Origin of the sequence: Pseudomonas sp. SCPG-7, from assembly GCF_002156405.1 — a bacterium.
GTDB classification, from domain to species: domain Bacteria; phylum Pseudomonadota; class Gammaproteobacteria; order Pseudomonadales; family Pseudomonadaceae; genus Aquipseudomonas; species Aquipseudomonas parakoreensis.
In genome coordinates, this window is the sequence record NZ_MVOO01000003.1 from 40,702 (window position 1) to 67,692 (window position 26,991).

Consider the following 26,991-nt stretch of genomic DNA (forward strand, 5'->3'; position numbering starts at 1 on the left):
CCGCCACGTGACCCGGCCGAAGGCTCTGGGTCACGAAACCGGCGTTTATGGTCGCGAAGTTTGCCATAAACCCAAGGTTTTGGCGCCTCTCCCGCTAAACGCACTCCCTGTAGGAGCTGCCGAAGGCTGCGATCTTTTGATCTTGATCCTTTAAAAAGCAAAATCAAAAGATCGCAGCCTTCGGCGGCTCCTACAAAGTCCTTGCCTGTCGCGGGTTCAAGCCTCGACCTGACTCCATTGCTTGCTCAGCCGCTTGTCCGAGATCGGCACTTTCGTTCCCAACTGCTGGGCGAACAGCGACACCCGGTATTCCTCCAGCCACCAGCGGTACAACTCCAGCTGCGGATCGCGCTTGCCTTCCTGGGCATGTTTCGCCGCGCGGGTCTGGTATTGCGCCCAGAGGCCGGCCAATTCACCGCTCCAGACGCGATCCTTCTGTACTTGCGCACCGAGTTTTTCGAAACGCTGCTCGACCGCCTTCAGATAGCGCGGCAGCTCCTTGAGCCATTGCATCGGCGTTTCCCGGACAAACCCCGGATACACCAGATGGCTGATTTGCTGCTTGATGTCATTCAGCGCCACAGCCTGAGCCAGATCGATCTTGCCCTTGAAGCGTTTTTGCAGGCCGTGCCACAGCTTGAGGATCTCCAGCGTCAGCCGCGCCACGCGCTCGGCGTGTTCGGTCCAGCTGCCGCGTTTGCGTTCAGCCAATGCGGCGAGCCCGGCACCGTCACGGGGTAACGGGTCTTCGCCTTCCAGAATGCAGCTGTCGAGACTGGCCAGCAGAATGTCTTCGACCAGTGCATCCACTCGGCCCAACTCGCGATATAACAGGCCCAACTCGGTGATGCCCGGCAGTTTGCTGCGCAGGAACTTCGCCGGTTCCGCCAGTTGCTGCATCAGCAGCCGCTGCAAGGCGCGGCGATGCTGGAATTCGGCTTCGGCCGGGGTCGAAAACCGCCCTTCCTTGACCGTGCCGCCCTCTTCCACCAGTGCCGGATAGACCGTCATCGACAGGCCGGCAATCTTCTGCTGAGTCTTTTCCGCCACCGGAGCAAACACTTTTGCTTCCACCGGTTGCTGACTTTTCGCACTTTGCGGCACGGCCAAAGCCGCTTGACTGGCTTCGGCGAAGCGCGCGGTGAGCTCGGCCAGATCGCGTCCCTCACCAAGAAACTTGCCTTGGCCGTCGACGATTTCCAGGTTCATCCGCAGATGGCTTTCGACCTGCTGCGCCGCTTCCGCCCATGCTTCATCGCTGACGCGCGCACCGGTCATGCGCAGCAGTTCGCGACCCAGCGATTGCGGCAACGATCCTTCAGCGAAGCTCATGCGCTGCAACGCCGCTTTGATGAAATCCGGCACCGGCACGAAGTTTTTGCGCAGGGCTTTCGGCAGATTGCGCACCAGCGCAATGCACTTGGCCTCGATCAGCCCCGGCACCAGCCATTCCAGGCGCTCCGGCGGCAGCATCGGCAGCAGCGGTGCCGGCACGCGCAGGGTCACGCCGTCGCGCGGGTGATTGGGTTCAAAGTGATAACTGAGCGCCAGTTCGAGATCACCAATGTGCAGCGTGTCCGGGTAGTCGCGCGCGGTGACCTCACTGGCCTCGCGGGCCAGCACATCCTCTTCGCGCATGATCAGCAGCTGCGGGTTCTTCTGGCTGTTGACCCGATACCAACTGTCGAAGGTCGCGGTCTGGTGAATCTCCGCCGGCAACCGCGCATCGTAGAACGCGTACAGGGTTTCTTCGTCAGCGAGAATGTCGCGGCGCCGGGCCTTGGCTTCCAGTTCGTCGAGCTGTTCGAGCAATTGTTTGTTGGCGCTCAGGCATTTGGCTTTCGACTGAATCTCGCCACGCACCAGGCCCTCGCGGATAAACAGCTCACGTGACACCACCGGATCCACCGGGCCGTAATGCACAGGACGGCGACCGACCACGATCAGCCCGAACAGGGTGATCTGCTCGTAGGCCACAACCTGGCCGCGCTTCTTCTCCCAGTGCGGTTCGAAGTGGTTTTTCTTGATCAGGTGCCCGGCCAGCGGCTCGATCCAGTCGGCGTCGATCTTGGCGACCATCCGCGCGTAGAGCTTGGTGGTTTCCACCAGTTCGGCGGTCATCAGCCATTGCGGGCGTTTCTTGCCGATGCCCGACGACGGATGAATCCAGAAGCGCCGTTGCCGGGCACCGAGGTAATCGCCGTCTTCGGTTTTCTGACCGATCTGGCTGAGCAAACCGACCAGCACCGCTTTGTGCAGTTTCGGGTAATCCGCCGGTTCCTTGTTGAGGCTCAGTTGCATGTCGCGGCAGATCAGGCTCAGCTGGCGATGGGAATCGCGCCACTCGCGCAGGCGCAGATAATTGAGGAAATTCTTCCGGCACCAGTTGCGCAGCGGACTGGCGGTCAGCGCTTGGCGCTGTTCTTCAAAACCACGCCACAGATTGACCAGACCGGCGAAGTCCGAATCGCTGTCTTTCCATTGTGCGTGGGCCTGATCGGCTGCTTGCTGACGCTCCGGCGGACGCTCGCGCGGGTCCTGAATCGACATCGCACTGGCGACGATCAGCACTTCCTGCAAGCTGCCGAGCCTGGCCGCTTCGAGCAGCATGCGGCCCATGCGCGGGTCCACCGGCAGGCGCGCGAGCTGGCGACCGAGCGGGGTCAGCTGACTGTTGCGATCCACCGCCGAGAGTTCTTGCAGCAGGTTGAAACCGTCGCTGATCGCCTTGCCGTCCGGCGGCTCGATGAACGGGAACGCGGTGATCTCACCGAGGCGCAGGTGCAGCATCTGCAGGATCACGGCGGCAAGGTTGGTGCGCAGAATTTCCGGGTCAGTGAATTCCGGGCGACCGAGGAAATCTTCCTCGCTGTACAGCCGCACGCAAATCCCTGGTTCAACCCGGCCGCAACGACCTTTACGCTGATTGGCACTGGCCTGGGAAATCGCTTCGATCGGCAGGCGCTGCACCTTGGCGCGATAGCTGTAGCGGCTGATGCGTGCGGTGCCGCTGTCGATAACGTAACGGATGCCCGGCACGGTCAACGAGGTCTCGGCGACGTTGGTCGCCAGCACCACGCGCCGCCCCGGATGCGACTGGAAAATCCGCTGCTGTTCAGCCGGCGACAGGCGCGCGTACAGCGGCAGGATTTCCGTGTGTTTGAGCTGGGCCTTGCGCAGCATGTCGGCGGCGTCGCGAATCTCGCGCTCGCCGGGCAGGAACACCAGCACATCGCCGGGACTGCGGCGTTCGCTGCGTTCGTAGGCGGCGATCTCGTCGAGGGTGGCGAGGATCGCCTGATCCACGGTCAGGTCGTCTTCGACGCGGTTGCCTTCTTCATCCTGCTCAAGCGTCAGCGGGCGATACCAGGTTTCAACCGGGAAGGTGCGGCCGGACACCTCGACAATCGGCGCGTCATCGAAATGCTTGGAGAAGCGCTCCAGATCGATGGTCGCCGAAGTGATGATGACCTTCAGATCCGGGCGACGCGGCAGCAGGGTTTTCAGGTAACCGAGCAGGAAGTCGATGTTCAGGCTGCGTTCGTGGGCTTCGTCGACGATGATCGTGTCGTAGCGCTCGAGGTAGCGGTCGTTCTGGGTTTCCGCCAGCAGGATGCCGTCAGTCATCAGTTTGATCAGGGTGTTGGCATCGCTCTGATCTTCGAAACGCACCTGATAACCGACCAGCGCGCCCAGTGGCGTACCGAGTTCTTCGGCGACCCGGCTGGCGACACTGCGCGCCGCGATTCGGCGTGGCTGGGTGTGGCCGATCAAGCCATGCTGGCCGCGACCGATTTCAAGACAGATTTTCGGCAACTGGGTGGTTTTACCCGAACCGGTTTCGCCGGCGATGATCAGAACCTGATGCTTCTCCAGCGCAGCCTTGATCTCATCGCGCTTGGCGGCGATTGGCAGGCTGTCGTCGTAACGAATCACTGGCAGGCTGGCACAGCGCGCCAACACCTGATCACAGGACGCCTGCATGCGCGCCACCCACTGGGCCAGTTTGGCCTCGTCGGGTTTCTTGCGCAGCTCGAGCAACTGCCGCCGCAGCCGGTGACGGTCGGCGAGCATGGCGTGATCGAGGTTTTTCAGCAGTTTGTCGATGGAGGGCGATTCGTCGGTCATCGGGTACGCAATTCGGTCGTCTATATGTGCAGGGGGCGGATTGTCGCAGATTTGCTCTCGATTGACCTGCTTCCCCTGTAGGAGCTGCCGCAGGCTGCGATCTTTTGATCTTGTTTTTAAAAATCAAAGTCAAAAGATCGCAGCCTGCGGCAGCTCCTACAGGATTGAGGTGACAACGGGTTATTCGTTGTCGAGGCCTTTGCGGCGATAAGGAAAGACGTCGATGACTTTCCCGGCGCGAATCGCCTCCTGCAGACCCTTCCAGTAATCGGCGTTGTACAGCTCGCCGTGCAGTTGATCGAACAGTTTGCGCTGCCCGGCATCGGCGAACAGGAACGGCGGAAACTCTTCCGGGAACACGTCCAGCGGCCCGATCGAATACCACGGCTCGGAAGCCATTTCGTCCTCGGGGGTGCGCGGCGCGGGGATGTGGCGAAAGTTGGCTTCGGTCAGGAAACAAATCTCGTCGTAATCGTAAAACACCACCCGCCCGTGACGGGTGACGCCGAAGTTCTTCAGCAACATGTCGCCGGGGAAGATATTGGCCGCCGCCAGTTGCTTGATCGCCAGCCCGTAATCCTCCAGCGCCTCGCGCACCTGCGCGTCGTTGGCGTTGTCCAGGTAGAGGTTGAGCGGGGTCATGCGGCGCTCGGTCCAGCAGTGACGGATCAGCACCGTGTCGCCTTCGACCGAGACCGTCGACGGCGCGACTTCCAGCAGTTCTTCCAGGCACGCCGGATCGAACTTGCTCAGTGGAAAACGGAAGTCGGCGAATTCCTGGGTATCGGCCATGCGCCCGACGCGGTCGACACTTTTCACCAATCGGTATTTTTCGATCACCGTCGCCCGGTCGACGTTTTTCGACGGCGAGAAACGGTCCTTGATGATCTTGAACACGGTGTTGAAGCCCGGCAGGGTGAACACGCTCATGACCATGCCGCGCACGCCCGGCGCCATGATGAACTGATCGTCGGTGTTGGCCAGGTGATTGATCAGCGCGCGGTAGAACTCGGACTTGCCGTGTTTGTAGAAGCCGATCGAGGTGTACAGCTCAGCGATGTGCTTGCCCGGCAGAATGCGCCGCAGGAAACCGATGAACTCGGCCGGCACCGGCACATCGACCATGAAATACGAACGGGTGAAAGAGAAGATGATCGACACATCGGCTTCGTCGGTGATCAGCGCGTCGATCTGAATCCCGCGGCCTTCGCGGTGCAGCAGCGGAATCACCAGCGGCCACTGCTCGTCGCGGGTGTAGATGCGCCCGACCAGATAGGCGCCTTTGTTGCGGTACAGCACCGAGGAAAACAGCTCGACGCTCAGCTCCGGATCCTTGCACACCCAGTCCGGCAAATTCTCGCGCAGTTGCGCTTCGAGGCGCTGCAGATCGCCGGGCAGATCGGCGTAATCCTCGCTGAAACGGTAGTCGGCAAAGATGCTCGCAAGCATCGACGACAGCTGACCTTGCGGCTTGTAGGTGCGGGTTTGCGCAGCCCGGGCGCGGCGCAGGCTCGGCCGGGTGGTGTGGATGAACATGCAGCCGTCGCTGATCAGGTCGTGGCTGAACAGCCCGCAGAAGATCGAGTTGTACCAGGTCTCGGACAGCTCATCGTCGAAGCGCAGGTCGATTACGCTGATGTAGGCGCTTTTCACCAACGGCCAGCTGCCGACATTCATCAACGTCTCGTCGTCGAAATGATCGCGCAGGCGGGCGATGGTTTCGCCGACCTTTTCCTCGTAGAGATTGATCCGCGCCGCCGAGGCGGTCTGCGTTTCCTGCCAGCGCGCCTGCTCGAAGCGCTCGCGCGCGCCATCGGTAATCCGCCGGAAGTGCTCGCGGTAATCGTCAAAGCCATCGAGGATCATGCGGGCGATGTCGATGGCTGGCCATTGCTGCGGCATAGATGAGACCTCGGCGTGCAAGTGGAAATCTGTGCCTGAGCTTAGCCACGGAACCGGGTGCAGGTGAAGTGCAATTTCTGCCAAAACCGGAACGCCAGCGCACATCGCTGGCATTTTTCACCAGGCAACCCGCTGCTGAGAATTAAATGCCCGATTAGCGGTTGCCATCGCCGGGGCGCTCGGCAACACTCTCGTCCCGATCAAGGAAGGAGTGCCATCGTGAGCGCTGTCGATATTTTCCGCATGCTGTCGCTGGCAGCCATCTGGGGCGCGAGTTTCCTGTTCATGCGCATTATTGCGCCGGTCATCGGCACCATTCCGACTGCGTTCTTTCGGGTGTCGATAGCGGCCGTCGGGCTGCTGGTGATTCTCGGGTTGATGCGCATCAGCTGGGACTTCAAAGGCAAGCTTAAAACCGTGATGTTGCTGGGCGTGATCAATTCGGGGATTCCGGCAACGCTGTATTCAGTCGCGGCGCAGGTGTTGCCGGCGGGTTACTCGGCAATCTTTAACGCCACCACGCCGTTGATGGGCGTGTTGATTGGCGGGCTGTTTTTCAGTGAAAAACTCACTGCCGCGAAGCTGACCGGGGTGTTTCTCGGCTTGTTCGGTGTCGGCGTGCTGACGCGCGCAGGTCCGGTGGCTTTTGATCTGCCATTGCTCATGGGCGCCCTCGCCTGCCTGCTTGCCACCACCTGCTACGGCTTCGCCGGATTTCTCACGCGACGCTGGCTGGATCACAGCGGCGGGCTCGACAGTCGTCTCTCGGCGGTGGGCAGCATGCTCGGCGCTTCGCTGTTTCTGTTGCCGCTGTTCGGCTACAGCGTGATCACCGCACCACCGGCAAGCTGGGGTGGGTGGAACGTCTGGCTGTCGCTGCTGGGCCTGGGTCTGGGTTGCACGGCGTTCGCCTACATCATCTATTTCCGCTTGCTCAGTTCCATCGGCCCGGTCAAATCGATGACCGTCACCTTCATGATCCCGGCGTTCGGCGTGTTGTGGGGTGCGTTGCTGCTGGATGAGCCGCTGTCGATGGCTCACTTGTACGGCGGGGTGTTGATTGCGCTGGCGTTGTGGTTGGTGTTGAAGCCGGCGGTAGCTACAGCCCGCTGATTTGCGGCGTTGATAAGTCAGTCTTCGCGAGCAAGCCCGCTCCCACAGGAGGAATGCATTCCAATTGTGGGAGCGGGCTTGCCCGCGAAGAGGCCGGCCCAGACACTGAAAATGCCCGGGTCGGCCTGAAGGTTTTCAAGCAGTTCTACGGAACACAAACGCCAGACCGACAATGATCAACAGCATCCCCAGCACACTCAGCGCCGCCAGACGATTGCCGAAAATCAGGTAATCCATCAGCGCCGTCACCGCCGGCACCAGATAGAACAGACTGGTGACGTTCACCAGATTGCCCCGAGCGATCAGGCGGTACAGCAACAGCGTCGCCAGCACCGACACCACCAGTCCCATCCACAACACCGGCACGATGAAACCGGCGCTGTGCTCAAAGTGGAACGGCTGAAACGGTACAAATATCCCGCACAACAACAGTCCGGCCAGGTATTGCACCGGCAGCGTGCCAAGGGGATTGTCGGTGATGCGTTTCTGCATGATCGAACCCAGAGTCATGCTCGCCAGTGCAAGCAGGCCAAACAGCATGCCGGCCCAGGACATCCCCGCCAGACCGATCCCCTGGTAAACCACCATGATCAGCCCCGCCAAGCCCAGCGCCAGACCGAACATCCGGCTCGCCGAGCGCTGCCGCTCCATCAACACCACGGTGAGGATCGGCTGTACACCCATGATGGTCGCCATCACCCCCGGCGTGACTTTGGTGTTGAGCGCCAGCAGATAGAAAATCTGATACGCGCCCAACAACACCAGGCCCGTTGCAATCGCGAACAGCATCGGTTTGTTGCCCTTGGGCAGCTTCAACTTGAGCAGCGGCGTCAACAACAGCAGCCCGCACAGGGCGATCACAAAGCGAATCAGCAGAAAGGCAAAGGGCGAGGCATGGGCCAGGCCCCATTTGGAGAAGATCGCACCACTGCTCCACAGCAGAACGAACAGGCTCGTGGACATCGCCGCGAGCGCGGATTTTTTCGAAAGGACAAACATGAATACCACCTGTAGTCAGGCAAATAGCCAACTCAGCCGAGGCTGAAATTCAGTAGGTGTTTCTGGCGGGCGCAGGGGGTCAGCGGAGAATGCCGATCAGCCCGCAACGCCAACGCCCGGCGGTGATACGACGACGCACACCGGCGTGCTACTGACAGGTGGAGGGTAATGACTGATCTGCCCAGGCTGCTGATTCCCGCACGGCACGACGCCAGCGTTGACCGCTGAATCGACTACCGCGTTGATGAGGGATGCAGGCATTGGGGCTGATCTTTTTTGAGGGGTTTGGAGAGTGAATCAGCTGATTCACGAGCGCCGACTATAACCAGCGTGGGACATGGATTGCAACGATTTGGACAAAGGGCCAGCAGGGACAGTTGGCGGCGAGGTGAATAGGCTGATGAGCAACGGATAGGCCCATTGATGGGGAGACAGGGAATGCTCGGGATCACATGCCAAGGGAACGGACATATTTGCGGTATCAGGTCTATCGGTCAGAGGCGCGGAAGCAGGCTGCTATCGTTACCCTTCAACTACAGCTTCAGTTGGAACGCCATGGTCCGACTGCCATCGATTTGTCGAAAGTACGTTTCGAACCTATCGACCAACAAGCACTTCAGGCATCAACTTTCTGGAGAGACCAGCACTTTTGCTGGAATGAGGTCATTGAGTGGAAAGGTCGAGAGCCTTTATCTCTGGACATCGCTATCTGGTTTGAAGAGGAACTGTGCGGGCTGTGTTTCGCAAATCCAAATGCCAGCAAAAACAGACTACGAATTGTGCGCCTGGAGGGACGCCCCTACGAATCCCATCCGTTAAAAAGACGTATCGGGGCACTGGCGATGATTGTGATTGAACAATACGCCCAACTCATAGGCAGCAAGGTTCTCGAGATCCAAGAACCTTTGAAGGGCGCGATTTCACACTATCAAGAGCTTGGCTTCGGCTTCGACGCTGGTGGCCGCCTTGTCAAAACCCTGGAGAACCTAGTATCGTGAAAACTGTTCAATTATCGATCAATACAGGAGGAGAAATGAGCAAATCAACAAAGAAGCCGTCCTCCAGAAAAGAGATACCCCCTCTCGGCAAAAAATCCGATGAGATAACGCTCACTGCGAGTCAGAGGCGTCTGCTGCAGTTACTGATAAAGGGTACTGAAAGCGAAGAGCCGAATGTACTCGCCGCTGGCCGACTTTAGATTTATCAGCAGACGAAAAACCGCTCACCAGGAGCGGTTTTTTATTTCAACACCCAGCCTCAACCAAACAGCCAATACCCCAGCAACGTCAACACCAGCACCGCCAACACCGGACGCAGGATGCGGTAAGCCTTGGGGTTGCGGCGTTTCCATTGTTTGACCACGCCACTGAACTTGTCGCTGAAGCTCTTGCTCCAGGCATAAGCCTGGTTAATGCCGCCGACACGTTCGTCATCAAGGTTCTGCGGGGCGGTGGCGCGTCCCAGCCAAGCGCTGATGGCGCGGTTGATGCGGGTCATCAGACGGTTGCTCAATGGGCGTTCGACGTCGCAGAACAGAATGACGCGAGTCTGTTCGGTTTCGTTCTTCACCCAGTGCACGTAGGTCTCGTCGAACATCACGTCTTCACCGTCGCGCCAGGCGTAGACCTGACCGTCGACGAAGATCCGGCAGTCGTCGGAGTTCGGTGTCGACAGGCCCAGGTGATAACGCAGCGAGCCGGCAAACGGATCACGGTGCGGGTTCAGGTGGCTGCCACCGGGCAACAGCGCGAACATCGCGCCTTTGACGTTAGGGATCGCACTGACCAGCGCCACGGTTTTCGGGCACAGGGTTTCGGCCGACGGCAGCGGTTTGTCGTACCACTTGAGGTAGAAACGCTTCCAGCCCTTCTTGAAGAACGAGCCGAAACCAGCGTCATTGTTTTTCTCGGCCGCGCGGATGTAGCCCTCATCGAACAGATGCATGGCCTCGTCGCGAATGGTTTCCCAGTTATCGCGCAGCACATCCAGTTCCGGAAACTTGCTGCGATCCAGATACGGTCTGGACGGCACGCCGGAGAACAGGTACATCAGCGCGTTGTACGGGGCGAACAGCGCCGAGTGGTTGACGAACTGACGCAGGACCGGCAAACGCGCCTTGCCGCGCAAATGCACATAGAGGATGCTGCCCACAAACAGCAGCAACACCAACACCTTGGCGGCTAACGAAAAGGTCATCAACGACTCCTTGAATAAAGACAACGCTGCGCAATGCCCTTTAGCCGGCATGGCAGCCGGCCATGATAAACACTACCGGCCTCGGGCAAAACCCGCTGAACCCAAGATTCAGTGTTAAGAATTGCGCAACAAAGCATTTATTAGCATAAAGATCCTGAACCCCGGCTGATCTGAGTCAATTCGACTATTGCTGATTCTCCTGCTCGGTGAACAGATCGCTGAACAACATGCTCGACAGATACCGCTCACCGGAGTCCGGCAAAATCACCACGATGGTCTTGCCCTGCATTTCCGGCTTTTCGGCCAGACGCACCGCCACGGCCATGGCCGCGCCGCATGAGATCCCGCAAAGGATCCCTTCTTCCTGCATCAGGCGCAGCGCCATGGCCTTGGACTCGTCATCGGTGACCTGCTCCACCCGGTCGACCATCGACAAATCGAGGTTCTTCGGCACGAAACCGGCGCCAATTCCCTGAATCTTGTGCGGGCTTGGCTTGATCTCTTCTCCTGCCAGGGCCTGGCTGATCACCGGTGAAGAGACGGGTTCTACCGCGACCGACAGAATCGGTTTGCCCTGGGTATTCTTGATATACCTCGAAACGCCGGTGATGGTTCCGCCGGTCCCGACACCTGCGACCAGTACATCGACAGCGCCGTCAGTGTCGTTCCAGATTTCCGGACCGGTGGTTTTTTCGTGGATCGCCGGGTTGGCCGGGTTATCGAATTGCGACGGCATGAAGTATTTGCCGGTATCACTGGCAACGATCTCGGCAGCCTTCTCGATTGCGCCTTTCATGCCCTTGGCCGGTTCGGTCAGGACCAGTTCTGCGCCGAGGGCCTTGAGCACCTTGCGCCGCTCGATGCTCATCGAGGCCGGCATGGTCAGCATCAATTTGTAACCACGGGCGGCGGCAACGAAGGCCAGACCGATGCCGGTATTGCCCGACGTCGGCTCGACGATGGTCATGCCCGGCTTGAGTTTGCCGCTGCTCTCGGCGTCCCAGATCATGTTCGCGCCGATTCGGCATTTGACCGAATAACCGGGGTTGCGTCCCTCGATCTTGGCCAGAATGGTCACGCCACGCGGCGCGATGCGGTTGATCTGTACCAGCGGCGTATTGCCAATGGAATGGGCGTTGTCAGCGAAAATGCGGCTCATGGCTGGGTCCTTATGCAGCGTTGAATTCAGCCTTTCAAGGTATGCCTGTTGCCTGACGCAGTCCAGTCGGGTCGAACGTCTGCGACGCGCAACAGTCAATCGCTTACATCGTTCGGGAACTACCGCCATGAAGCGTCGCTACAGCTGGCCCATCGGAATTTTCGCCATCATCGTCGTGCTGCTGATCGCCCTGCACATCGCCCTGCCTTACGTGGTACGCGATTACTTGAACGGCAAGCTCGCCGACATGGGCGATTACCGCGGTCAGATCACCGATGTCGATCTGGCCCTTTGGCGCGGCGCTTATAAGATCAACGGCCTGAAGATCGTCAAGGTCGACGGCAAGGTGCCGGTGCCGTTCGTCAACGCGCCGGTGATTGATCTGGCGGTCAGCTGGCATTCGCTGTGGTACGACCATGCCGTGGTGGCGCAGGTGCAGTTCTTCAATCCCGAGATCAACTTCGTCGATGGCGGCCCCAACAAGCAGAACTCGCAGACTGGTAAAGGCACCGACTGGCGGGCGCAACTGGGCAAGTTGCTGCCGATCACTCTCGACGAGGTGCAGATCCACGACGGCAAGATCACTTTCCGCAATTTCAACTCCAAACCCCCGGTCAACATGAACGCCAGCAACGTCGAGGCGAGCATCTACAACATGACCAACGTGGTCGACAAACAGGGCAAACGCGATGCCCGCTTCGAAGGCAAGGCCAAGCTGCTCGGCCATGCACCGCTGGAGACCAGCGCCACCTTCGATCCGCTGAGCAACTTCGAAGACTTCCAGTTCCGCCTGCGCGCCCGCGACATCGAACTCAAAAGCATGAACGACTTTGCCTCGGCCTACGGCAAGTTCGATTTCAACGCCGGCCATGGCGACGTCGTCATCGAGGCCCAGGCGAAAAAAGCCCAGGTCAGCGGCTACATCAAACCCTTGCTGCGCGACGTCGAAGTGTTCAACTGGCAGCAGGACGTGGAAAACAAGGACAAGAGCATCTTCCGCTCCGTCTGGGAGGCCATCGTCGGCGGCACGGAAACCGTGCTGAAGAACCAGGCCAAAAACCAGTTCGCCACCAAGGTCGAACTCAGTGGCAACGTGCATCAGCAAAACATCAGTGCGTTCGAAGCGTTTTTGCAGATTTTGCGTAATGGCTTCATTCAGGCTTTCAATGCGCGGTATGAGCGGCCGAAGCCGGATGCGGGCTAATTCTTACGATTAACGACATATCGACCAGATTCTTCAGCCGCCAGCGTGGACTTTTGCTGCAATGAGTCCCAACCAAGACAAGCCAAGGCTAATGACCTTGGCACCGCCTCCCGCCCATTACTGTATCGGCTGATGCTGCGGGCACTGACACCCAACGCCTCGGCTGCCTGATTCAGTGAGAGTCCGGTACGTGCACGCCAATCGATGAAAATCCGAGTGTTTTCATCGACAGTGTTTTGGGCCAGCGCATCCATATAAAGCGTGTCTGCGCCAATCTGTATATCAGGCTCAAGCCATTCGACCGTCCAGCCATTGTCGTCAAGGGTCGCAGCCGCAAACACTTCGGGATCAAGCAATGGTTGCAGACCTGGATAAGCGTGGATATCTCGGCTCAGGTCAAGGGTCAGATCCTGACCATCAATAAAGGTCAGTTTCAATCGATAACCTGACAGCGCCTGCACAGCCGTCAGACGAGGCCTTTTCATGGGTAACATCGTTTCCAGTCCTCCAGCAGTTGCACTTGATGAGCCGCAACCCAAGCCAGCGCTTCCTTGATAATCAGCGGCGGTGCCTTGCCCGTCATGACGTCGACGGTTTCAAGGCTCAGCATCACGTCCACACCGCCACCGATCAAGTGGACATGGGTGGCGGGTGATCCTTCTCACGTAACTGAATGCGGTATTTGTCGCGAAATCGGTATTTAGTCGTCATGCCCGACAGACTATCGCCAAATCGGCGATACCTGAATACTGGCCTCTGGCCGAAACCGAGTCAACATGTGACGCCCCATTCAGAGACTGAATAAGCCGTCTGCGTTCACAGTCGACCGGGCTGCGCGTTATAGTCGGGGCATCCGATTTTTTCGCCCCCGCCCTGCTCGTGCAGGTCGGCGTTACCGTTCGAGGATTAGCAGATGAAGTTCGAAGGCACCCAGGCCTACGTCGCCACCGATGACCTGAAGCTGGCGGTCAACGCCGCCATCACCCTGGAGCGACCGCTGCTGGTCAAGGGCGAACCGGGCACCGGCAAGACCATGCTCGCCGAGCAACTGGCCGAATCGTTCGGCGCCAAGCTGATCACCTGGCACATCAAGTCCACCACCAAGGCCCATCAGGGCCTGTACGAGTACGACGCGGTCAGCCGTCTGCGCGACTCGCAACTGGGCAACGAAAAAGTCCACGACGTGCGTAACTACCTGAAAAAAGGCAAGCTCTGGGAGGCGTTCGAGTCCGAAGAACGGGTGATCCTGCTGATCGACGAAATCGACAAGGCCGACATCGAGTTCCCGAATGACCTGCTGCAAGAACTCGACAAGATGGAGTTCTACGTTTACGAGATCGACGAGACCATCAAGGCCAAGAAACGTCCGATCATCATCATTACCTCGAACAACGAGAAAGAGCTGCCGGACGCCTTCCTGCGCCGCTGCTTCTTCCATTACATCGCCTTCCCCGACCGTAGCACACTGCAGAAAATCGTCGACGTGCACTACCCGGACATCAAGAAGGACCTGGTCAGCGAAGCACTGGACGTGTTCTTCGACGTGCGCAAGGTGCCGGGCCTGAAGAAGAAGCCGTCGACCTCCGAGCTGGTCGATTGGCTGAAGCTGCTGATGGCTGACAACATCGGCGAAGCGGTGCTGCGCGAGCGCGATCCGACCAAAGCCATTCCGCCATTGGCCGGTGCGCTGGTGAAGAACGAGCAGGATGTGCAGTTGCTTGAGCGCCTGGCGTTCATGAGCCGTCGCGGTTCTCGCTAAGAGGCTGATGCCATGTTGCTCAACCTGTTCAATGAAATGCGTGCAGCCAAGGTGCCAGTGTCGGTGCGCGAGCTGCTCGACCTGATCAACGCTTTGAAGCAGCGCGTGACCTTCGCCGACATGGACGAGTTCTATTACTTGTCGCGGGCGATTCTGGTCAAGGACGAACGGCATTTCGACAAGTTCGACCGTGCGTTCGGCGCCTACTTCAATGGCCTGGAAAAGCTCGACGATCACTTGCAGGCGCTGATTCCCGAAGATTGGTTGCGCAAGGAATTCGAGCGTTCGCTGACCGATGAGGAACGCGCGCAGATCCAGTCCCTTGGCGGTCTGGACAAGCTGATCGAAGAGTTCAAGAAGCGCCTCGAAGAACAAAAGGAACGCCACGCCGGCGGCAACAAATGGATCGGCACCGGCGGCACCAGCCCGTTTGGCTCCGGCGGCTTCAACCCGGAAGGCATTCGGGTCGGCGATGCCGGCAAGCGTCAAGGCAAAGCGGTCAAGGTCTGGGATCAGCGCGAGTACAAGAACCTCGACGATTCGGTGGAGCTGGGCACGCGCAACATCAAGGTCGCCCTGCGTCGTCTGCGTAAATTCGCCCGTCAGGGTGCGGCGGAAGAGCTGGACATCGACGGCACCATCGACCACACCGCCAAGGATGCCGGCCTGCTGAACATCCAGATGCGCCCGGAGCGGCGCAACACGGTGAAGCTGTTGCTGCTGTTCGACATCGGCGGCTCGATGGACGCTCACGTGAAGATCTGCGAGGAGCTGTTCTCGGCGTGCAAGACCGAGTTCAAGCATCTGGAGTACTTCTACTTCCACAACTTCATTTATGAGTCGGTGTGGAAGAACAACATGCGCCGCACGTCCGAGCGTTTCTCGACGCAGGATCTGCTGCACAAGTACGGCGCCGACTACAAAGTGATCTTCATCGGTGACGCCGCCATGGCGCCCTACGAAATCACCCAGGCCGGCGGCAGCGTCGAGCACTGGAACGAAGAGCCGGGCTACCTGTGGATGCAGCGCTTCATGGAGAAGTACAAGAAGCTCATCTGGATCAATCCGTATCCGAAGGACACGTGGGGCTATACTTCGTCGACCAATATCGTGCGCGATTTGATCGAGGATCAGATGTATCCGCTGACGTTGCGTGGGCTTGAGGAAGGGATGCGGTTTTTGTCCAAATAAAAAGCCAAAGATCGCAGCCTGCGGCAGCTCCTACAGAAAAATTCGCGTTTCCATGTAGGAGCTGCCGTAGGCTGCGATCTTTTGATCTTCAACCAAAGCGCTGCAAATACTCGACATGCTCGCGGTGTGCGACGTCCTGCACCACCGGCCTCAATCGCACCTGCGCCCCCGGCAGACACTGCGCCAGTCGCGCCAGCGCCAACGGCGTCAACGCTCCCAACCGTGGATACCCACCAATCGTCTGCCGATCATTGAGCAGCACAATCGGCTGTCCATCCGGCGGCACCTGCACCGCGCCCAGCGGAATGCCCTCGGAAATCATCGGCCGGCCCTGGTACTGCAACGCCGTGCCCAACAGTCGAATGCCCATGCGGTCAGCGCGACTGTCCAGCGCCCACGGACTGTTGAACACATCGAACAGACTCTGTCCGCTGAACTGGCCGATCTGTGCGCCGAGCACCAGATCCAGCGGTGCATTGAGGCGCAGATCAGGTCGATGCGCCTGCGGTACTTCACGCACTTGCTGAACCGCACCGCGATAACTCAACGTCGCGCCCTTGGTCAGCGGTAACCCCATACCATCCAATCCACCGAGTTCTTCGCGCACCACCGTGGCGCTGCTGCCCAGCACCTGCGGCGCGTCGAAACCACCGGGCGCGGCCAGATAAGCCCGCGCGCCGAGCAGCGGTTGGGTGAACCTCAATGTTTGCCCTTGGCCCAGTTTGAAACTGCGCCACGGCGCCAGCGCCTGCCCATCGATCTGCGCACCAAGATCCGCCCCGGCCAGCGCCAGCAGGCAATCCTCCTTTGCCACCACGGCAAACCCGCCGAGGGTAATTTCAATCACCGGCAGATCCAGCGCATTGCCGAGCAACCAATTGCCCCAACTCATCGAACACCAATCTGCCGCGCCGCCCTGAGTCACGCCCAAATGGCGCACGCCAAAACGCCCGGCGTCCTGCAACAAACACAGCGGCGTGCTGGCTTCAATCGTCAGTCGGCTCATGCCAGCGCCTCCAGCGGTGTGTCATCACCGCCCAGGTTGATGAACTCGGCGTGGCTCACCGCTTCGAAACGCACGGTGTCGCCGGGTTGCATCAGGCTGTAGCCGTCGCGATGACGGTCGAACAGTTTCGCCGGGGTACGGCCGATCAGATTCCAGCCGCCGGGGGACACCACCGGATAAGCCGCGGTCTGCCGTTCGGCGATGCCGACGCTGCCGGCCGCGACTTTTTTGCGCGGGGTGTCCAGACGTGGCGCCGCAAGGATTTCTTCCACCAGCCCCATGAAGGCGAATCCCGGTGCGAAGCCGAGGGCGAACACCTGATATTCGCGAGCGCTGTGCCGACGAATCACCTCCTGCACCGCCAACCCGCTGCGCTGCGCCAACAGGCTCAGTTCGGGGCCGACACTCAGGTCGTACCAGACCGGCAACACATGGCACTGGCCGCTGGTTCGAGCGTTCGGCGACAGATCGATCAACGCTTCAGCGATCAATTCACGGGCCTGACTCGGGCTCAGCGCGGTCAGGTCGTAATGCACCATCAACGTGGTGTAAGACGGCACCAGATCGAACAACTGCGCGCCAAACACCGCACGCAAGCGCTCACTGGCGGCGAGCATCCACGGCATGTTGGCTTCGGCGATTTCATCGAACAGGCGCAGCATCAGGCAATCCACCGCCACCACTTCAATCCGTGGGTTCATGGCGCACTCTGCTGATTCAGGGCCTCGCGAATGCGCCGCACGGCGGCCACCGAACTGGCGTTGTCGCCATGCACGCACAAGGTGTTGGCCTGCAGATGCAGCGCACTGCCGTCGCTGGCGACGAGTTCACCGCCACGGGCGATGGTCAGGGCCTGTTCGATGATTGTTTCTGGTTCGTGATGCACCGCGCCCGGCAGTTGCCGTGAAACCAGTTTGCCGGCGCTGTCGTAGGCGCGGTCGGCGAAGGCTTCGAACCACAGGGTCACGCCATATTCGTCGCCGAGCTGTTGCGCCGCCGCGTTGTCGCGGGTGGCCATCAACATCAGCGGCAAACTGCGATCGTAAGCAGCGACGGCCTGAATCACCGCACGCAACTGTGCCGGGTTGGCCATCATGTCGTTATACATCGCGCCGTGGGGTTTGACGTAACTGACTCGCCCGCCCTGCGCGCGGCAAATGCCGTCGAGCGCGCCGATCTGGTAATGCAGGATGTCTTGCAGCTCTTGCGCGGAATAAGCCATGGAACGCCGACCGAAGCCAACCAGATCCTGATAGGCCGGATGTGCGCCGATCTGCACGCCGTGGCTCAGGGCCAGACTGACGGTCTTGCGCATGATGCCCGGGTCACCGGCATGGAAGCCGCAGGCCACGTTGGCGCAGTCGATGAAGGGCATGACTTCGGCGTCCAGACCCATGGTCCAGCTGCCGAAACTCTCGCCGATGTCACAGTTCAATAGCAGGCGGCTCACGGTGAACACTCCTGTAGCTTCTGGTCTTTTTATCTGTAGGACACTTGCCCGGCAGGTTATCAGTTACTGCGCATCCAGTTGCTTGCCACGGGTTTCCGGCAGGCTCAACGCGGCCAGAATCACCACGCCGTAGGACACCGCCGCAAACGCACCGATCCCCACGCTCAGCGGCACCTTCTGGCTGAGCAGGCCAATCAGCAGCGGGAACAGAGCCGCCAGCGCCCGGCCGATGTTGTAGCAGAAACCCTGCCCCGAACCGCGAATCCGCGTCGGAAACAACTCGGTGAGAAACGCGCCCATGCCGCTGAAAATCCCCGAGGCGAAGAAGCCCAGTGGAAAGCCCAACCACAGCATCACGCCATTGCTGACCGGCATTTGCGTGTACAGCAAGACGATGGTGAACGAGCCGACCGCGAACAGGATGAAGTTCTTTTTTCGCCCGAGCAGATCAGTCAGATAAGCGCTGATCACATAGCCGACGTAGGAGCCGACAATCACCATCGCCAGATACCCGCCAGTGCCGAGCACGCTCAAACCGCGCTCGTTCTTGAGGAAGGTCGGCAGCCACGAAGTGATCGCGTAGTAACCGCCGAGTGCACCGGTGGTCAGCAAGGAGGCGCGGAACGTGGTGAACAGCATGCCCGGGGCAAAGATCTCGTAGAACTTCGCCGGGTTTTCCGGGGTTTGCGCCGCCTTGGCTTCGCGGTAGATTTCCGGGTCTTTCACCAGCCGACGGACGAAAATCACAAAAATCGCCGGGACGATGCCGAGAATGAACAGCGCCCGCCAGGCCTCTTCCGGCGGCAACACCGAGAACAGCAACGCATACAGAATCGCCGTCAGCCCCCACCCCAGCGCCCATCCGGATTGCACCATGCCCACCGCTTTGCCGCGATCCTTGGCGCGGATCACTTCACCGATCAGCACCGCGCCGGCGGTCCATTCACCGCCGAAACCGAAGCCCATCAGGGTGCGGGCGATCAGCAGCTGTTCGTAGTTCTGCGCAAAACCGCAAAGGAAGGTGAAGAAGGCGAACCACAGCACCGTCAGTTGCAGGGTGCGCACGCGGCCGATGCGGTCGGAGAGAATCCCCGCGACCCAGCCGCCGATGGCCGAGGCAATCAAGGTGCTGGTGTGAATCAGCCCGGCCTGCCCGGTGGTGATGCCCCACATGGCAATCAGGGTCGGCACCACGAAGCTGAGCATCTGCGTGTCCATGCCGTCCAGGCCATAGCCGATCTTGCAGCTCCAGAAGGTGCGACGCTCTTGCTGATTGATATTGCGATACCAGTCGAACGGTCCTGGACGGGCCGTGCTCTTGGGGAGGTCGAGGGTGTCGGGCGCACGCATGGCAAGTCTCCGCAGGCTTTTATTGGTCTTGTTCGAAGTTCCGACGACGCCTATCGTGGGAACCGGATGCGCCGATTTTTCGTCGCCCGGCCCTGCTGCGTCCAACGAATAAAAACCCGCCTTAGGCATAAGAAAAATTTGTCACCCGAGCCGTTGCCATGAACCTGAAGTTTCTCGAGACCTTTGTCTGGGTCGCCCGGCTGAAGAGTTTTCGCCTGACCGCCGACAAGCTGTTCACCACCCAGGCGTCGATTTCCAGCCGCATCGCGGTGCTCGAAGGCGAGCTGGGGGTGAAGCTGTTTCTGCGCGACTCACGGGGCGTCAGCCTGACGCCCGAAGGTCTGAAGGTGCTGGATTACGCCGAGCAGATGCTCGATACGATGTCGGCGCTCAAGCAATCAATCGAGACCCGTTCGAGCAAGGTCGGCCGGGTGCGCATCGGCGTGATGGACACGGTAATCCACACCTGGCTCAGCCCGTTGGTGGCGCAGATGACCGAACGGTATCCGCGGGTGGAAATCGAGCTGGTGGCGGATACCTCGCTGAATCTCTGCGATCAGCTGCAAAAAGGCTTTCTCGACATCGTTCTGCAAACCGATCTGGTGCGCCACGAAAGCGTGCGCAGCCTCGAGCTGGCCAGCCATCCGCTGGGCTGGATCGTCGCCAGCAACTCGATCTACAACCGCGAGTACGCCGACCTTGGTGAGCTGGCGCAGGAACGGATCATCACTTATTCGAAAAACTCCCGACCGCACCAGGACCTGCTGGCGTTGATGCAGGCCAACGGCGTGCTCGCGCCACGCCTGAACTGCGTGAATTCAGTGTCGGCGATTACCCGGTTGTTAGGTGATGGATTCGGCATCGGCGTATTGCCGCCGGTGCTGGTGGCCGAGGAACTGGCGCGGGGTGAACTGACCTTGCTCGACATCGACCAGCGACCGCCGAATCTGCAGGTGGTGGTGTCGTGGCGGGTGGGCGTTGAGTGGGTCGAGGAGATGGTGACGTTGTGTCAGCAGGTGCTGGCGGGGTATGCGCGCAAGGTCGGTGAAAAGTACATTGTCTTGAGTAGCTGAAAAGCAAAAGATCGCAGCCTGCGGCAGCTCCTACAGGGAAACGCATATTCCCGTGTAGGAGCTGCCGCAGGCTGCGATCTTTTGCTCTTGACCTTTTACAAGCCGCGCACATCGCGGTCTTCAATCGGCCGGCTCTGGCGCAGACGCCGCCCACCGAGCACCACCCAGTCAATCAGACGAATCAGGCACTCGATGCCGAACGACAGCAGCAACGCGCCGCTCATGCCCCAGATCATCGCTTCCGGAGTCAGCAGGATCTGGTAGCTGTAGCCGTTCCAGGTTTCCTTGCGAATATCCGGGTCGGCGGCCAGCACCACTTGCAGGAAGCGGATGTACCACGGGCCCTGCATCGCCTGGAATTGTTTATCCAGCGCTGTCTGGCGGATGAGCAAGGTGCTCAGGCTGTCGGCATCGCTGCGAAATACCGGGTCGTCACTGGCGCGGTAATGCGCGACCAGCGCCTGCAAATCGCCCTTGAAGAACTGCTCGGCGGTGCCTTGAAAACCGCGCAGAGCGGTCTGCGCTTCGATCAGATGGGCTTCGACGCGTTTGGCATAATCGTTGATGAACCCCGGCACCTGGACACCGATCAACAGGCCCGCCGCAAACAACACCAGCCGTAGATAACTGAGCAACATCGAGGAGAGATCCTTTATTCGGTCGTGCCCTGGCTGACGCATTCGCCGCGTCGCCACAGGCTCCATTGGCCCGGTTGGTAACGGGTCCAGGTTTCGTTTTCGGTCAAAGGCTCGGTGGCGATCACCGTGACCACGTCATTGGGCGTGGTTTCTGCCTGGAAATCGACGATCACATCGACATCCTTGAGTCGCGCCGGGCCGAACGGTGCGCGCCGGGTGATCTGTGCCAGTTTGGTCGAGCAATAGCAGAACAGCCAGTCGCCGTCGCTGAGCAGGCAGTTGAACACGCCTTTGCTGCGGTATTCAGCGCAGGCAGCAACCAGATCCGGCAGCAGCACTTCTATATCGACCGGTTCCGGGAAGGCTGCACGCACGCGGTTGAGCAAATCGCAGAACGCCGCTTCGCTGTCGGTGTCGCCCACCGGGCGGTAGAAGCTCTTGATCGGGGTGAAATCGGCGAGCTGGCCGTTGTGCGCGAAACACCAGTTACGGCCCCACAGTTCGCGGACGAACGGGTGGGTGTTGGACAGGCAGACCTTGCCGACGTTGGCCTGACGAATGTGGCCGATGACCACTTCGCTCTTGATCGGATAGCGCTGCACCAGATTGGCGACTTCCGACTCGCTGCTGGCGGCCGGGTCCTGAAACAGGCGCAGACCGCGCCCTTCATAGAAGGCGATGCCCCAGCCGTCGCGGTGCGGGCCGGTACGCCCGCCGCGCTGCATCAAGCCGGTGAAGCTGAACACGATATCGGTCGGCACGTTGGCACTCATGCCCAGTAGTTCACACATGTGCTGACCTCGTGATTACAGACGCGGCTCGACGCGCATGCGCTGCGGATTGTTCGGCAATGGCGGGCGACCGTAGCGGTCATCACCGGCAGCGCCGAACGGCTGATCGTCGTCGCGATCATCGGCACGCGCCGCGGCCTTGGCGGCTTCGGCCTGCTCGCGACGGGCGCGTGAGGCGCGTTCGATCGGGAAGCGGATCAGCACGAAAATCAGGTAGATGCCGAACGCAATCATGCCGTACATGAACAGGTCGGAAATCGCCCGCCAGGCGTTGTTGCCGACCTTGAAGGCCAGATCCAGCGCAGTAATGGCGATCGACGGTGCAACCTTGGCTTTCACCGGATCAATGATGGTCGGGCTGAACAGCAACACCGCCATCAGCACCCGCAGCGGCTCGCGCAGCCAGCGCCACATCCAGCGGGTCAGGCGCATCCATACCAACAGGCAGCCCACAGCGGCGAAGGCGTAGAGGCCCCAGGCGATCAGATAGTCGTTCTCGGTCATGGTGTCCATGGCAAGGCAGGCAAAGAGGCGCTTATAGTAACGACTTTTCGCCTGTCAGGCTTGTCCCAATGCCAGACGGCCAACAGCAAACCCTGTGGGAGCGAGCTTGCTCGCGAAAGCGTCGGGTCAGTGAAACAAATGTCATCTGACAGGACGCCTTCGCGAGCAAGCTCGCTCCCACAGGAGAGTGCGATGGTTTCAAGAGCTGCGAAAACCATTATTCCGAATATTGTCCGAGAGCCTTCCATGCCCGAATCCGCCCACGTCATCCGCGCCCCGATCGCCCACAAGGCTGCCGGTGTCGACCCGTATGCCTGGCTGCAGGAACGCGACACCGACGCGGTGCTCGACTACCTCAAGGCTGAAAACGCCTATCAGGAAGCACAGACCGCCGATCAGGCCGCCCTGCGCGAAAGTCTGTTCGAAGAGATCAAGGGCCGGATCCTCGAAACCGACCTGTCCCTGCCCTCGCCGTGGGGGCCGTATCTGTATTACACGCGCACCACGGCGGGTGACGAATACGCCCGGCATTACCGCTGCCCGCGTCCGGCCGACGACAGCCTGACCCTCGACGAGAGCCGCGAGCAACTGCTGCTCGACCCCAACGTGCTGGCCAACGGCGGCTTTTTCTCGCTCGGCGCGTTCAGCATCAGCCCGGATCACCAGCGCCTGGCCTACAGCGTCGATGCTTCGGGCGACGAGATCTACACGCTGTTCGTCAAGGAACTGGCCAGCGACAAGGTCAGCGAGCTGGAATTCCAGGACTGCGACGGCAGCATGACCTGGGCCAACGACAGCCTGACCTTGTTCTTCGGCGTGCTCGACGACACCCATCGCCCGCACAAGCTGTTTCGCTATCGCCTCGACGGCACCGCTGCCGAAGAAGTGTTCCATGAGCCGGACGGACGTTTCTTCCTGCATTGCTACCGCTCCAGTTCCGAGCAGCAATTGTTGCTGACCCTGGGCAGCAAGACCACCAGCGAAGTCTGGGCCCTGGACGCGCATCAGCCGCACCTGCCCTTCACCTGCCTGGCGCCCCGGGTCGAGGATCACGAATACGATGTCGACCACGGCGCGCTGGATGGCGCGTGGACCTGGTTCATCCGCACCAACCGCGACGGCATCAACTTCGCCCTGTATCAGGCGCCGGACACCGGTGTGGTGCCGAGCGAGGCCGACTGGCAGAACCTGATCCCGCACAGCGACACAGTGATGCTCGACGGCGTGACACTGAACACGGCGGCCATGACCCTGAGCCTGCGCGAAGGCGGTCTGCCGATCATTGAAGTTCATCCACAGGGCCAGACGCCGTATCGCGTGCAATTGCCGGACGCGGCTTACAGCCTCTATGTGCAGAACAGCCTGGAGTTCGAAAGCGACCGCATCCGTCTGCGCTACGAGGCATTGAACCGTCCGGCGCAGGTGCGGCAGTTGCTGCTGGACAGCGGCGAACAAACCGTCCTGAAAGAAACCCCGGTGCTCGGCCCGTTCGACGCCGACGCTTACGTCAGCCAACGCCTGTGGGCCACCGCGCCGGACGGCACGCAGGTGCCGATCAGTCTGGTGATGAAACGCGAAATGGTCGGCAAACCGGTGCCGCTGTATCTGTATGGTTATGGCGCCTACGGCTCCAGCCTCGACCCGTGGTTCTCCCACGCGCGCCTGAGCCTGCTGGATCGCGGCATGGCGTTCGCCATCGCCCACGTGCGTGGCGGCGGTGAGCTGGGCGAAGCGTGGTATCGCGCAGGCAAACAGGAACACAAGCACAACACCTTCAGCGACTTCATTGCCTGCGCCGAATTTCTGATCCTCAACGGCATCACCACCGCTGAAAAACTGGCGATCAGCGGTGGCAGCGCTGGCGGCTTGTTGATTGGTGCGGTGCTCAATCAGCGTCCGGACCTGTTCGGCGTGGCGATTGCCGAAGTGCCGTTTGTCGACGTGCTCAACACCATGCTCGACCCGGACTTGCCGCTGACCGTCACCGAGTACGACGAGTGGGGCAACCCCGCAGAGCCGGACGTCTACGAGCGGATCAAAGCGTACGCGCCGTACGAAAACGTCACCGCGCAGGCTTACCCGGCAATGCTGGTGATCGCCGGCTACAACGACAGCCGCGTGCAGTACTGGGAAGCCGCCAAGTGGGTGGCGAAACTGCGCGCGACCAAGACCGACGACAACGTGCTGCTGCTCAAGACCGAACTCGGCGCCGGGCATGGCGGCATGAGCGGGCGTTATCAGGGATTACGTGACGTAGCGCTCGAATATGCATTTGTGTTCAAGGTTTTGGGCCTGGCCTGAGGAACTCCATCGGTCACTTGGGTCTTAACTCCAGACCCAGGAGGCCGATACTCATGAACCCGTGTAGGAGCTGCCGAAGGCTCGGGCCGCGATCGGACGATCTTTTGATCTTGCCTTTCAAAATCAAAAGATCGCAGCCTTCGGCAGCTCCTACAGGGGATCGTGTAGTGCCTGAAAACCGTGAAAACAATAAAGACCGCAACGACATGTCAGAACCGACCTTACTGAACAACGAAATCCGCGACTGGCTGATGGACTGTGGCCTGTTCGATCAATTGCAACTGGCGGACTTCGCCGCAGCCTCGGGCTACTTCAGCATCAGCACCGTGGCTGAAGGTGAAGCGATTTTCCGTGAGGGCGATGCCGGCAGTTTCATGTGCATCCTCCACACCGGTCAGGTCGCGGTGCAGAAAACTGGCCCTGACGGCCAGGTCATCACCATGGCCACCCTGCGCAGCGGTCGGGCGTTCGGCGAAATGGCCGTGCTCGATGGTGAGCGCCGTTCGGCGACCTGCGTCGCGGCGAGCAACTGCCAACTGCTCAACCTGGGCAAGGACTCACTGGAAAAGATGCTCAACGACGCGCCGAAGATCGCCGCCAAGATCATTCGCGCCCTCGCCGTGTCCCTTTCCAAACGCCTGCGCATGGCCGACGGCCAACTGGCGGCGCAACAGGTTTAACCGCCGGGGGATTTGGCCTTGGTGCTGTTCGGCTCGATGCCCGGCACCGGTTGATCCTTGCTTGGCGGGCTGGGCATTTCGATTGGCACCAGCGGCGGGCTGCCACTGCCGGCGCCGGCCTTCGGTGCGCTGATCGGGGTGATTTGCGGATACGGCGTTGGCGTGGCGGTACCCGGCGAGCCGGGTTGCGGCGTCGGGCTGACCGGAATGGTCTGCTGCGCCTGCACTGCAGTAATCGCGAGCGCGGCCAGGGCAATGGCCGTTAGAATGGTGCGCTTCATCAAGGGCTCCGTTTGGCCTCTAGTCTGCGTTCAGGCTACTCCCAACGGGCCTGCTTGCCTTCCCCCCTTGTAGAGATTTCCATGAAACGTTTCGTTCTGCTCGACACCACGCCGATCCCTGATAGCGGCGGCGCCCTGTGCCTGTTCGAGTATGGCGAGGATTTCGTCATCAAGATCCAGGGCGGCGACGGCGGGCAATTGATGAACACGCGCATGCACGGTTCGGAAGATGCGCTGGCCGAGATTCCTTGCCGCAAGGTGGCCGGACGGCCGAATTCACGGGTGCTGATTGGCGGTCTGGGCATGGGCTTCACCCTCGCCTCGGCGCTCAAGCATCTGGGCAAGAGCGCCGAAGTGGTGGTCGCCGAGCTGGTGCCCGGCGTGGTCGAGTGGAACCGCGGCCCGCTCGGGGAAAAGTCCGGGCGCCCGCTGCTCGATCCGCGCACGGTGATCCGCCAGGACGACGTCGCCAAGGTCCTGCAAAGCGAGCCGAACGGCTTCGACGCAATCATGCTCGACGTCGACAACGGTCCTGAAGGCCTGACCCAGAAGGCCAACAGCTGGCTGTATTCCGCCGCCGGTCTGAACGCTTGCGCCAAGGCCCTGCGGCCCAAGGGCGTGCTGGCGGTGTGGTCGGCCAGCGCTGACCGGCAGTTTTCCGACAAATTGAAGAAGGCCGGTTTCAAGGCCGAGGAAGTCCAGGTGTTCGCCCACGGCAACAAGGGCACCCGCCACACGATCTGGATTGCCGAGAAGCTCAAGGGCTGAGCTAAACTCTGCACATAACCGTCATTAGTCTTTTTACTAAGGTGAACCCATGAGTTCGTCCACCCCAACCAACACGTCGAAGCTCGATCGCATTCTTGCCGACAACCAGCGCGACAAGGAAATGGGCTACCGCGACAAGGCCCTGAAGATGTACCCGCACGTCTGCGGCCGCTGCGCCCGTGAGTTTTCCGGCAAGCGCCTGAGCGAACTGACCGTACACCACCGCGATCACAACCACGACAACAACCCGCAGGACGGCTCGAACTGGGAACTGTTGTGCCTGTATTGCCACGACAATGAGCACTCGCGCTACACCGACCAGCAGTATTTCGGCGACGGCTCGCTGAGCACACCGAAAATCGCCAAGGCCACGCATAATCCGTTTGCCGCCCTCGCCGGCCTGATGAAAAAAGAAGACTGATCTTCATTGCCATTACTGGCCCCATCGCTGGCAAGCCAGCTCCCACAATGATTTTGGTCGCTCACAAATTTTGTGAA

Annotated in this window: 24 protein-coding genes and 1 pseudogene; 10 read left to right on the forward strand and 15 right to left on the reverse strand. The window is 60.2% G+C overall.

Annotated features, from left to right (window positions below):
* Positions 1–216: 216 nt before the first annotated feature.
* Both hrpA and aceK read right to left on the reverse strand, forming a co-directional pair.
* Positions 217–4,128, reverse strand: coding sequence for an ATP-dependent RNA helicase HrpA (gene hrpA, locus B1722_RS07005; protein WP_086791980.1), 3,912 nt, complete (start codon positions 4,126–4,128; stop codon positions 217–219).
* A 180-nt stretch (positions 4,129–4,308) separates the two neighbouring features.
* On the reverse strand, positions 4,309–6,030 hold the full coding sequence (gene aceK / locus B1722_RS07010; protein ID WP_041070282.1) for a bifunctional isocitrate dehydrogenase kinase/phosphatase: 1,722 nt from the start codon (positions 6,028–6,030) through the stop codon (positions 4,309–4,311).
* Positions 6,031–6,249: 219 nt separating this feature from the next.
* Between aceK and B1722_RS07015 the strand changes: the two genes are divergently transcribed.
* Positions 6,250–7,143, forward strand: a complete 894-nt coding sequence (locus tag B1722_RS07015) for a DMT family transporter (RefSeq protein WP_086791982.1) — start codon at positions 6,250–6,252, stop codon at positions 7,141–7,143.
* Between the two features lie 135 nt (positions 7,144–7,278).
* On the opposite strand, the gene B1722_RS07020 is transcribed toward B1722_RS07015, so the two are convergent.
* Positions 7,279–8,142: a DMT family transporter gene (locus tag B1722_RS07020; RefSeq protein WP_086791984.1), complete on the reverse strand. Its 864-nt coding sequence runs from the start codon at positions 8,140–8,142 to the stop codon at positions 7,279–7,281.
* A 473-nt stretch (positions 8,143–8,615) separates the two neighbouring features.
* Between B1722_RS07020 and B1722_RS07025 the strand changes: the two genes are divergently transcribed.
* Positions 8,616–9,140 (forward strand): hypothetical protein, encoded by a 525-nt coding sequence (locus B1722_RS07025; protein ID WP_368040856.1) that lies wholly within the window; start codon positions 8,616–8,618, stop codon positions 9,138–9,140.
* Between the two features lie 259 nt (positions 9,141–9,399).
* On the opposite strand, the gene B1722_RS07035 is transcribed toward B1722_RS07025, so the two are convergent.
* Complete coding sequence (locus tag B1722_RS07035; RefSeq protein WP_041070298.1) at positions 9,400–10,338, reverse strand: aspartyl/asparaginyl beta-hydroxylase domain-containing protein; 939 nt, start codon at positions 10,336–10,338, stop codon at positions 9,400–9,402.
* A gap of 184 nt (positions 10,339–10,522) precedes the next feature.
* Positions 10,523–11,497 (reverse strand): cysteine synthase A, encoded by a 975-nt coding sequence (cysK, locus tag B1722_RS07040; RefSeq protein ID WP_041070300.1) that lies wholly within the window; start codon positions 11,495–11,497, stop codon positions 10,523–10,525.
* Between the two features lie 127 nt (positions 11,498–11,624).
* Between cysK and B1722_RS07045 the strand changes: the two genes are divergently transcribed.
* A complete protein-coding gene (locus B1722_RS07045; RefSeq protein ID WP_086791988.1) occupies positions 11,625–12,701 on the forward strand; it encodes a DUF748 domain-containing protein in 1,077 nt (358 codons plus the stop codon).
* Here B1722_RS07045 and B1722_RS07050 read toward each other — a convergent pair.
* Positions 12,698–13,195, reverse strand: coding sequence for a DUF2442 domain-containing protein (locus B1722_RS07050; protein WP_086791990.1), 498 nt, complete (start codon positions 13,193–13,195; stop codon positions 12,698–12,700). The two genes, B1722_RS07045 and B1722_RS07050, sit on opposite strands and share 4 nt — an antisense overlap.
* Positions 13,183–13,412, reverse strand: a pseudogene (locus B1722_RS07055) (DUF4160 domain-containing protein). The gene B1722_RS07050 and the pseudogene B1722_RS07055 overlap by 13 nt, the downstream one beginning before the upstream one ends.
* A gap of 202 nt (positions 13,413–13,614) precedes the next feature.
* Here B1722_RS07055 and B1722_RS07060 point away from each other — a divergent pair.
* Both B1722_RS07060 and B1722_RS07065 read left to right on the forward strand, forming a co-directional pair.
* A complete protein-coding gene (locus tag B1722_RS07060; protein WP_003222636.1) occupies positions 13,615–14,460 on the forward strand; it encodes a MoxR family ATPase in 846 nt (281 codons plus the stop codon).
* Positions 14,461–14,472: 12 nt separating this feature from the next.
* Positions 14,473–15,651, forward strand: coding sequence for a VWA domain-containing protein (locus tag B1722_RS07065; RefSeq protein ID WP_027614532.1), 1,179 nt, complete (start codon positions 14,473–14,475; stop codon positions 15,649–15,651).
* A gap of 88 nt (positions 15,652–15,739) precedes the next feature.
* Here the strand turns inward: B1722_RS07065 and B1722_RS07070 are convergent, their stop codons facing one another.
* The 4 genes from B1722_RS07070 to B1722_RS07085 all read right to left on the reverse strand — a co-directional run bounded on the left by B1722_RS07070 (position 15,740) and on the right by B1722_RS07085 (position 19,457).
* Entirely contained in the window at positions 15,740–16,657 is a 918-nt protein-coding gene (locus B1722_RS07070) for a biotin-dependent carboxyltransferase family protein (RefSeq protein ID WP_086791992.1), read from the reverse strand.
* Complete coding sequence (locus B1722_RS07075; protein WP_086791993.1) at positions 16,654–17,358, reverse strand: allophanate hydrolase subunit 1; 705 nt, start codon at positions 17,356–17,358, stop codon at positions 16,654–16,656. Before B1722_RS07075 ends, B1722_RS07070 begins: the two co-directional genes overlap by 4 nt.
* On the reverse strand, positions 17,355–18,107 hold the full coding sequence (locus B1722_RS07080; RefSeq protein ID WP_086791995.1) for a 5-oxoprolinase subunit PxpA: 753 nt from the start codon (positions 18,105–18,107) through the stop codon (positions 17,355–17,357). Before B1722_RS07080 ends, B1722_RS07075 begins: the two co-directional genes overlap by 4 nt.
* 63 nt (positions 18,108–18,170) lie before the next feature.
* Positions 18,171–19,457 (reverse strand): MFS transporter, encoded by a 1,287-nt coding sequence (locus tag B1722_RS07085; RefSeq protein ID WP_041070314.1) that lies wholly within the window; start codon positions 19,455–19,457, stop codon positions 18,171–18,173.
* A 158-nt stretch (positions 19,458–19,615) separates the two neighbouring features.
* Between B1722_RS07085 and B1722_RS07090 the strand changes: the two genes are divergently transcribed.
* A complete protein-coding gene (locus B1722_RS07090; RefSeq protein WP_086791997.1) occupies positions 19,616–20,530 on the forward strand; it encodes a LysR family transcriptional regulator in 915 nt (304 codons plus the stop codon).
* A 95-nt stretch (positions 20,531–20,625) separates the two neighbouring features.
* On the opposite strand, the gene B1722_RS07095 is transcribed toward B1722_RS07090, so the two are convergent.
* From B1722_RS07095 to B1722_RS07105, 3 genes are read right to left on the reverse strand one after another with little or no spacing between them, the layout of a single operon-like run.
* Entirely contained in the window at positions 20,626–21,168 is a 543-nt protein-coding gene (locus B1722_RS07095) for a DUF2937 family protein (RefSeq protein ID WP_041070318.1), read from the reverse strand.
* A 14-nt stretch (positions 21,169–21,182) separates the two neighbouring features.
* Complete coding sequence (locus B1722_RS07100; RefSeq protein WP_007969599.1) at positions 21,183–21,959, reverse strand: class II glutamine amidotransferase; 777 nt, start codon at positions 21,957–21,959, stop codon at positions 21,183–21,185.
* Between the two features lie 15 nt (positions 21,960–21,974).
* Positions 21,975–22,472 (reverse strand): MFS transporter, encoded by a 498-nt coding sequence (locus B1722_RS07105; protein ID WP_086791999.1) that lies wholly within the window; start codon positions 22,470–22,472, stop codon positions 21,975–21,977.
* Positions 22,473–22,709: 237 nt separating this feature from the next.
* Between B1722_RS07105 and B1722_RS07110 the strand changes: the two genes are divergently transcribed.
* Together B1722_RS07110 and B1722_RS07115 are read left to right on the forward strand one after the other, a co-directional pair.
* Entirely contained in the window at positions 22,710–24,764 is a 2,055-nt protein-coding gene (locus B1722_RS07110) for a S9 family peptidase (RefSeq protein WP_086792001.1), read from the forward strand.
* Between the two features lie 206 nt (positions 24,765–24,970).
* Positions 24,971–25,444: a cyclic nucleotide-binding domain-containing protein gene (locus tag B1722_RS07115; protein WP_041070525.1), complete on the forward strand. Its 474-nt coding sequence runs from the start codon at positions 24,971–24,973 to the stop codon at positions 25,442–25,444.
* Here the strand turns inward: B1722_RS07115 and B1722_RS07120 are convergent.
* A complete protein-coding gene (locus tag B1722_RS07120; RefSeq protein ID WP_041070325.1) occupies positions 25,441–25,725 on the reverse strand; it encodes a hypothetical protein in 285 nt (94 codons plus the stop codon). The two genes, B1722_RS07115 and B1722_RS07120, sit on opposite strands and share 4 nt — an antisense overlap.
* An 81-nt stretch (positions 25,726–25,806) precedes the next feature.
* Between B1722_RS07120 and B1722_RS07125 the strand changes: the two genes are divergently transcribed.
* Positions 25,807–26,493, forward strand: coding sequence for a spermidine synthase (locus B1722_RS07125; protein ID WP_041070327.1), 687 nt, complete (start codon positions 25,807–25,809; stop codon positions 26,491–26,493).
* A 49-nt stretch (positions 26,494–26,542) separates the two neighbouring features.
* Positions 26,543–26,914, forward strand: coding sequence for a YajD family HNH nuclease (locus tag B1722_RS07130; RefSeq protein WP_003222612.1), 372 nt, complete (start codon positions 26,543–26,545; stop codon positions 26,912–26,914).
* The last annotated feature ends 77 nt before the right edge of the window (positions 26,915–26,991 follow it).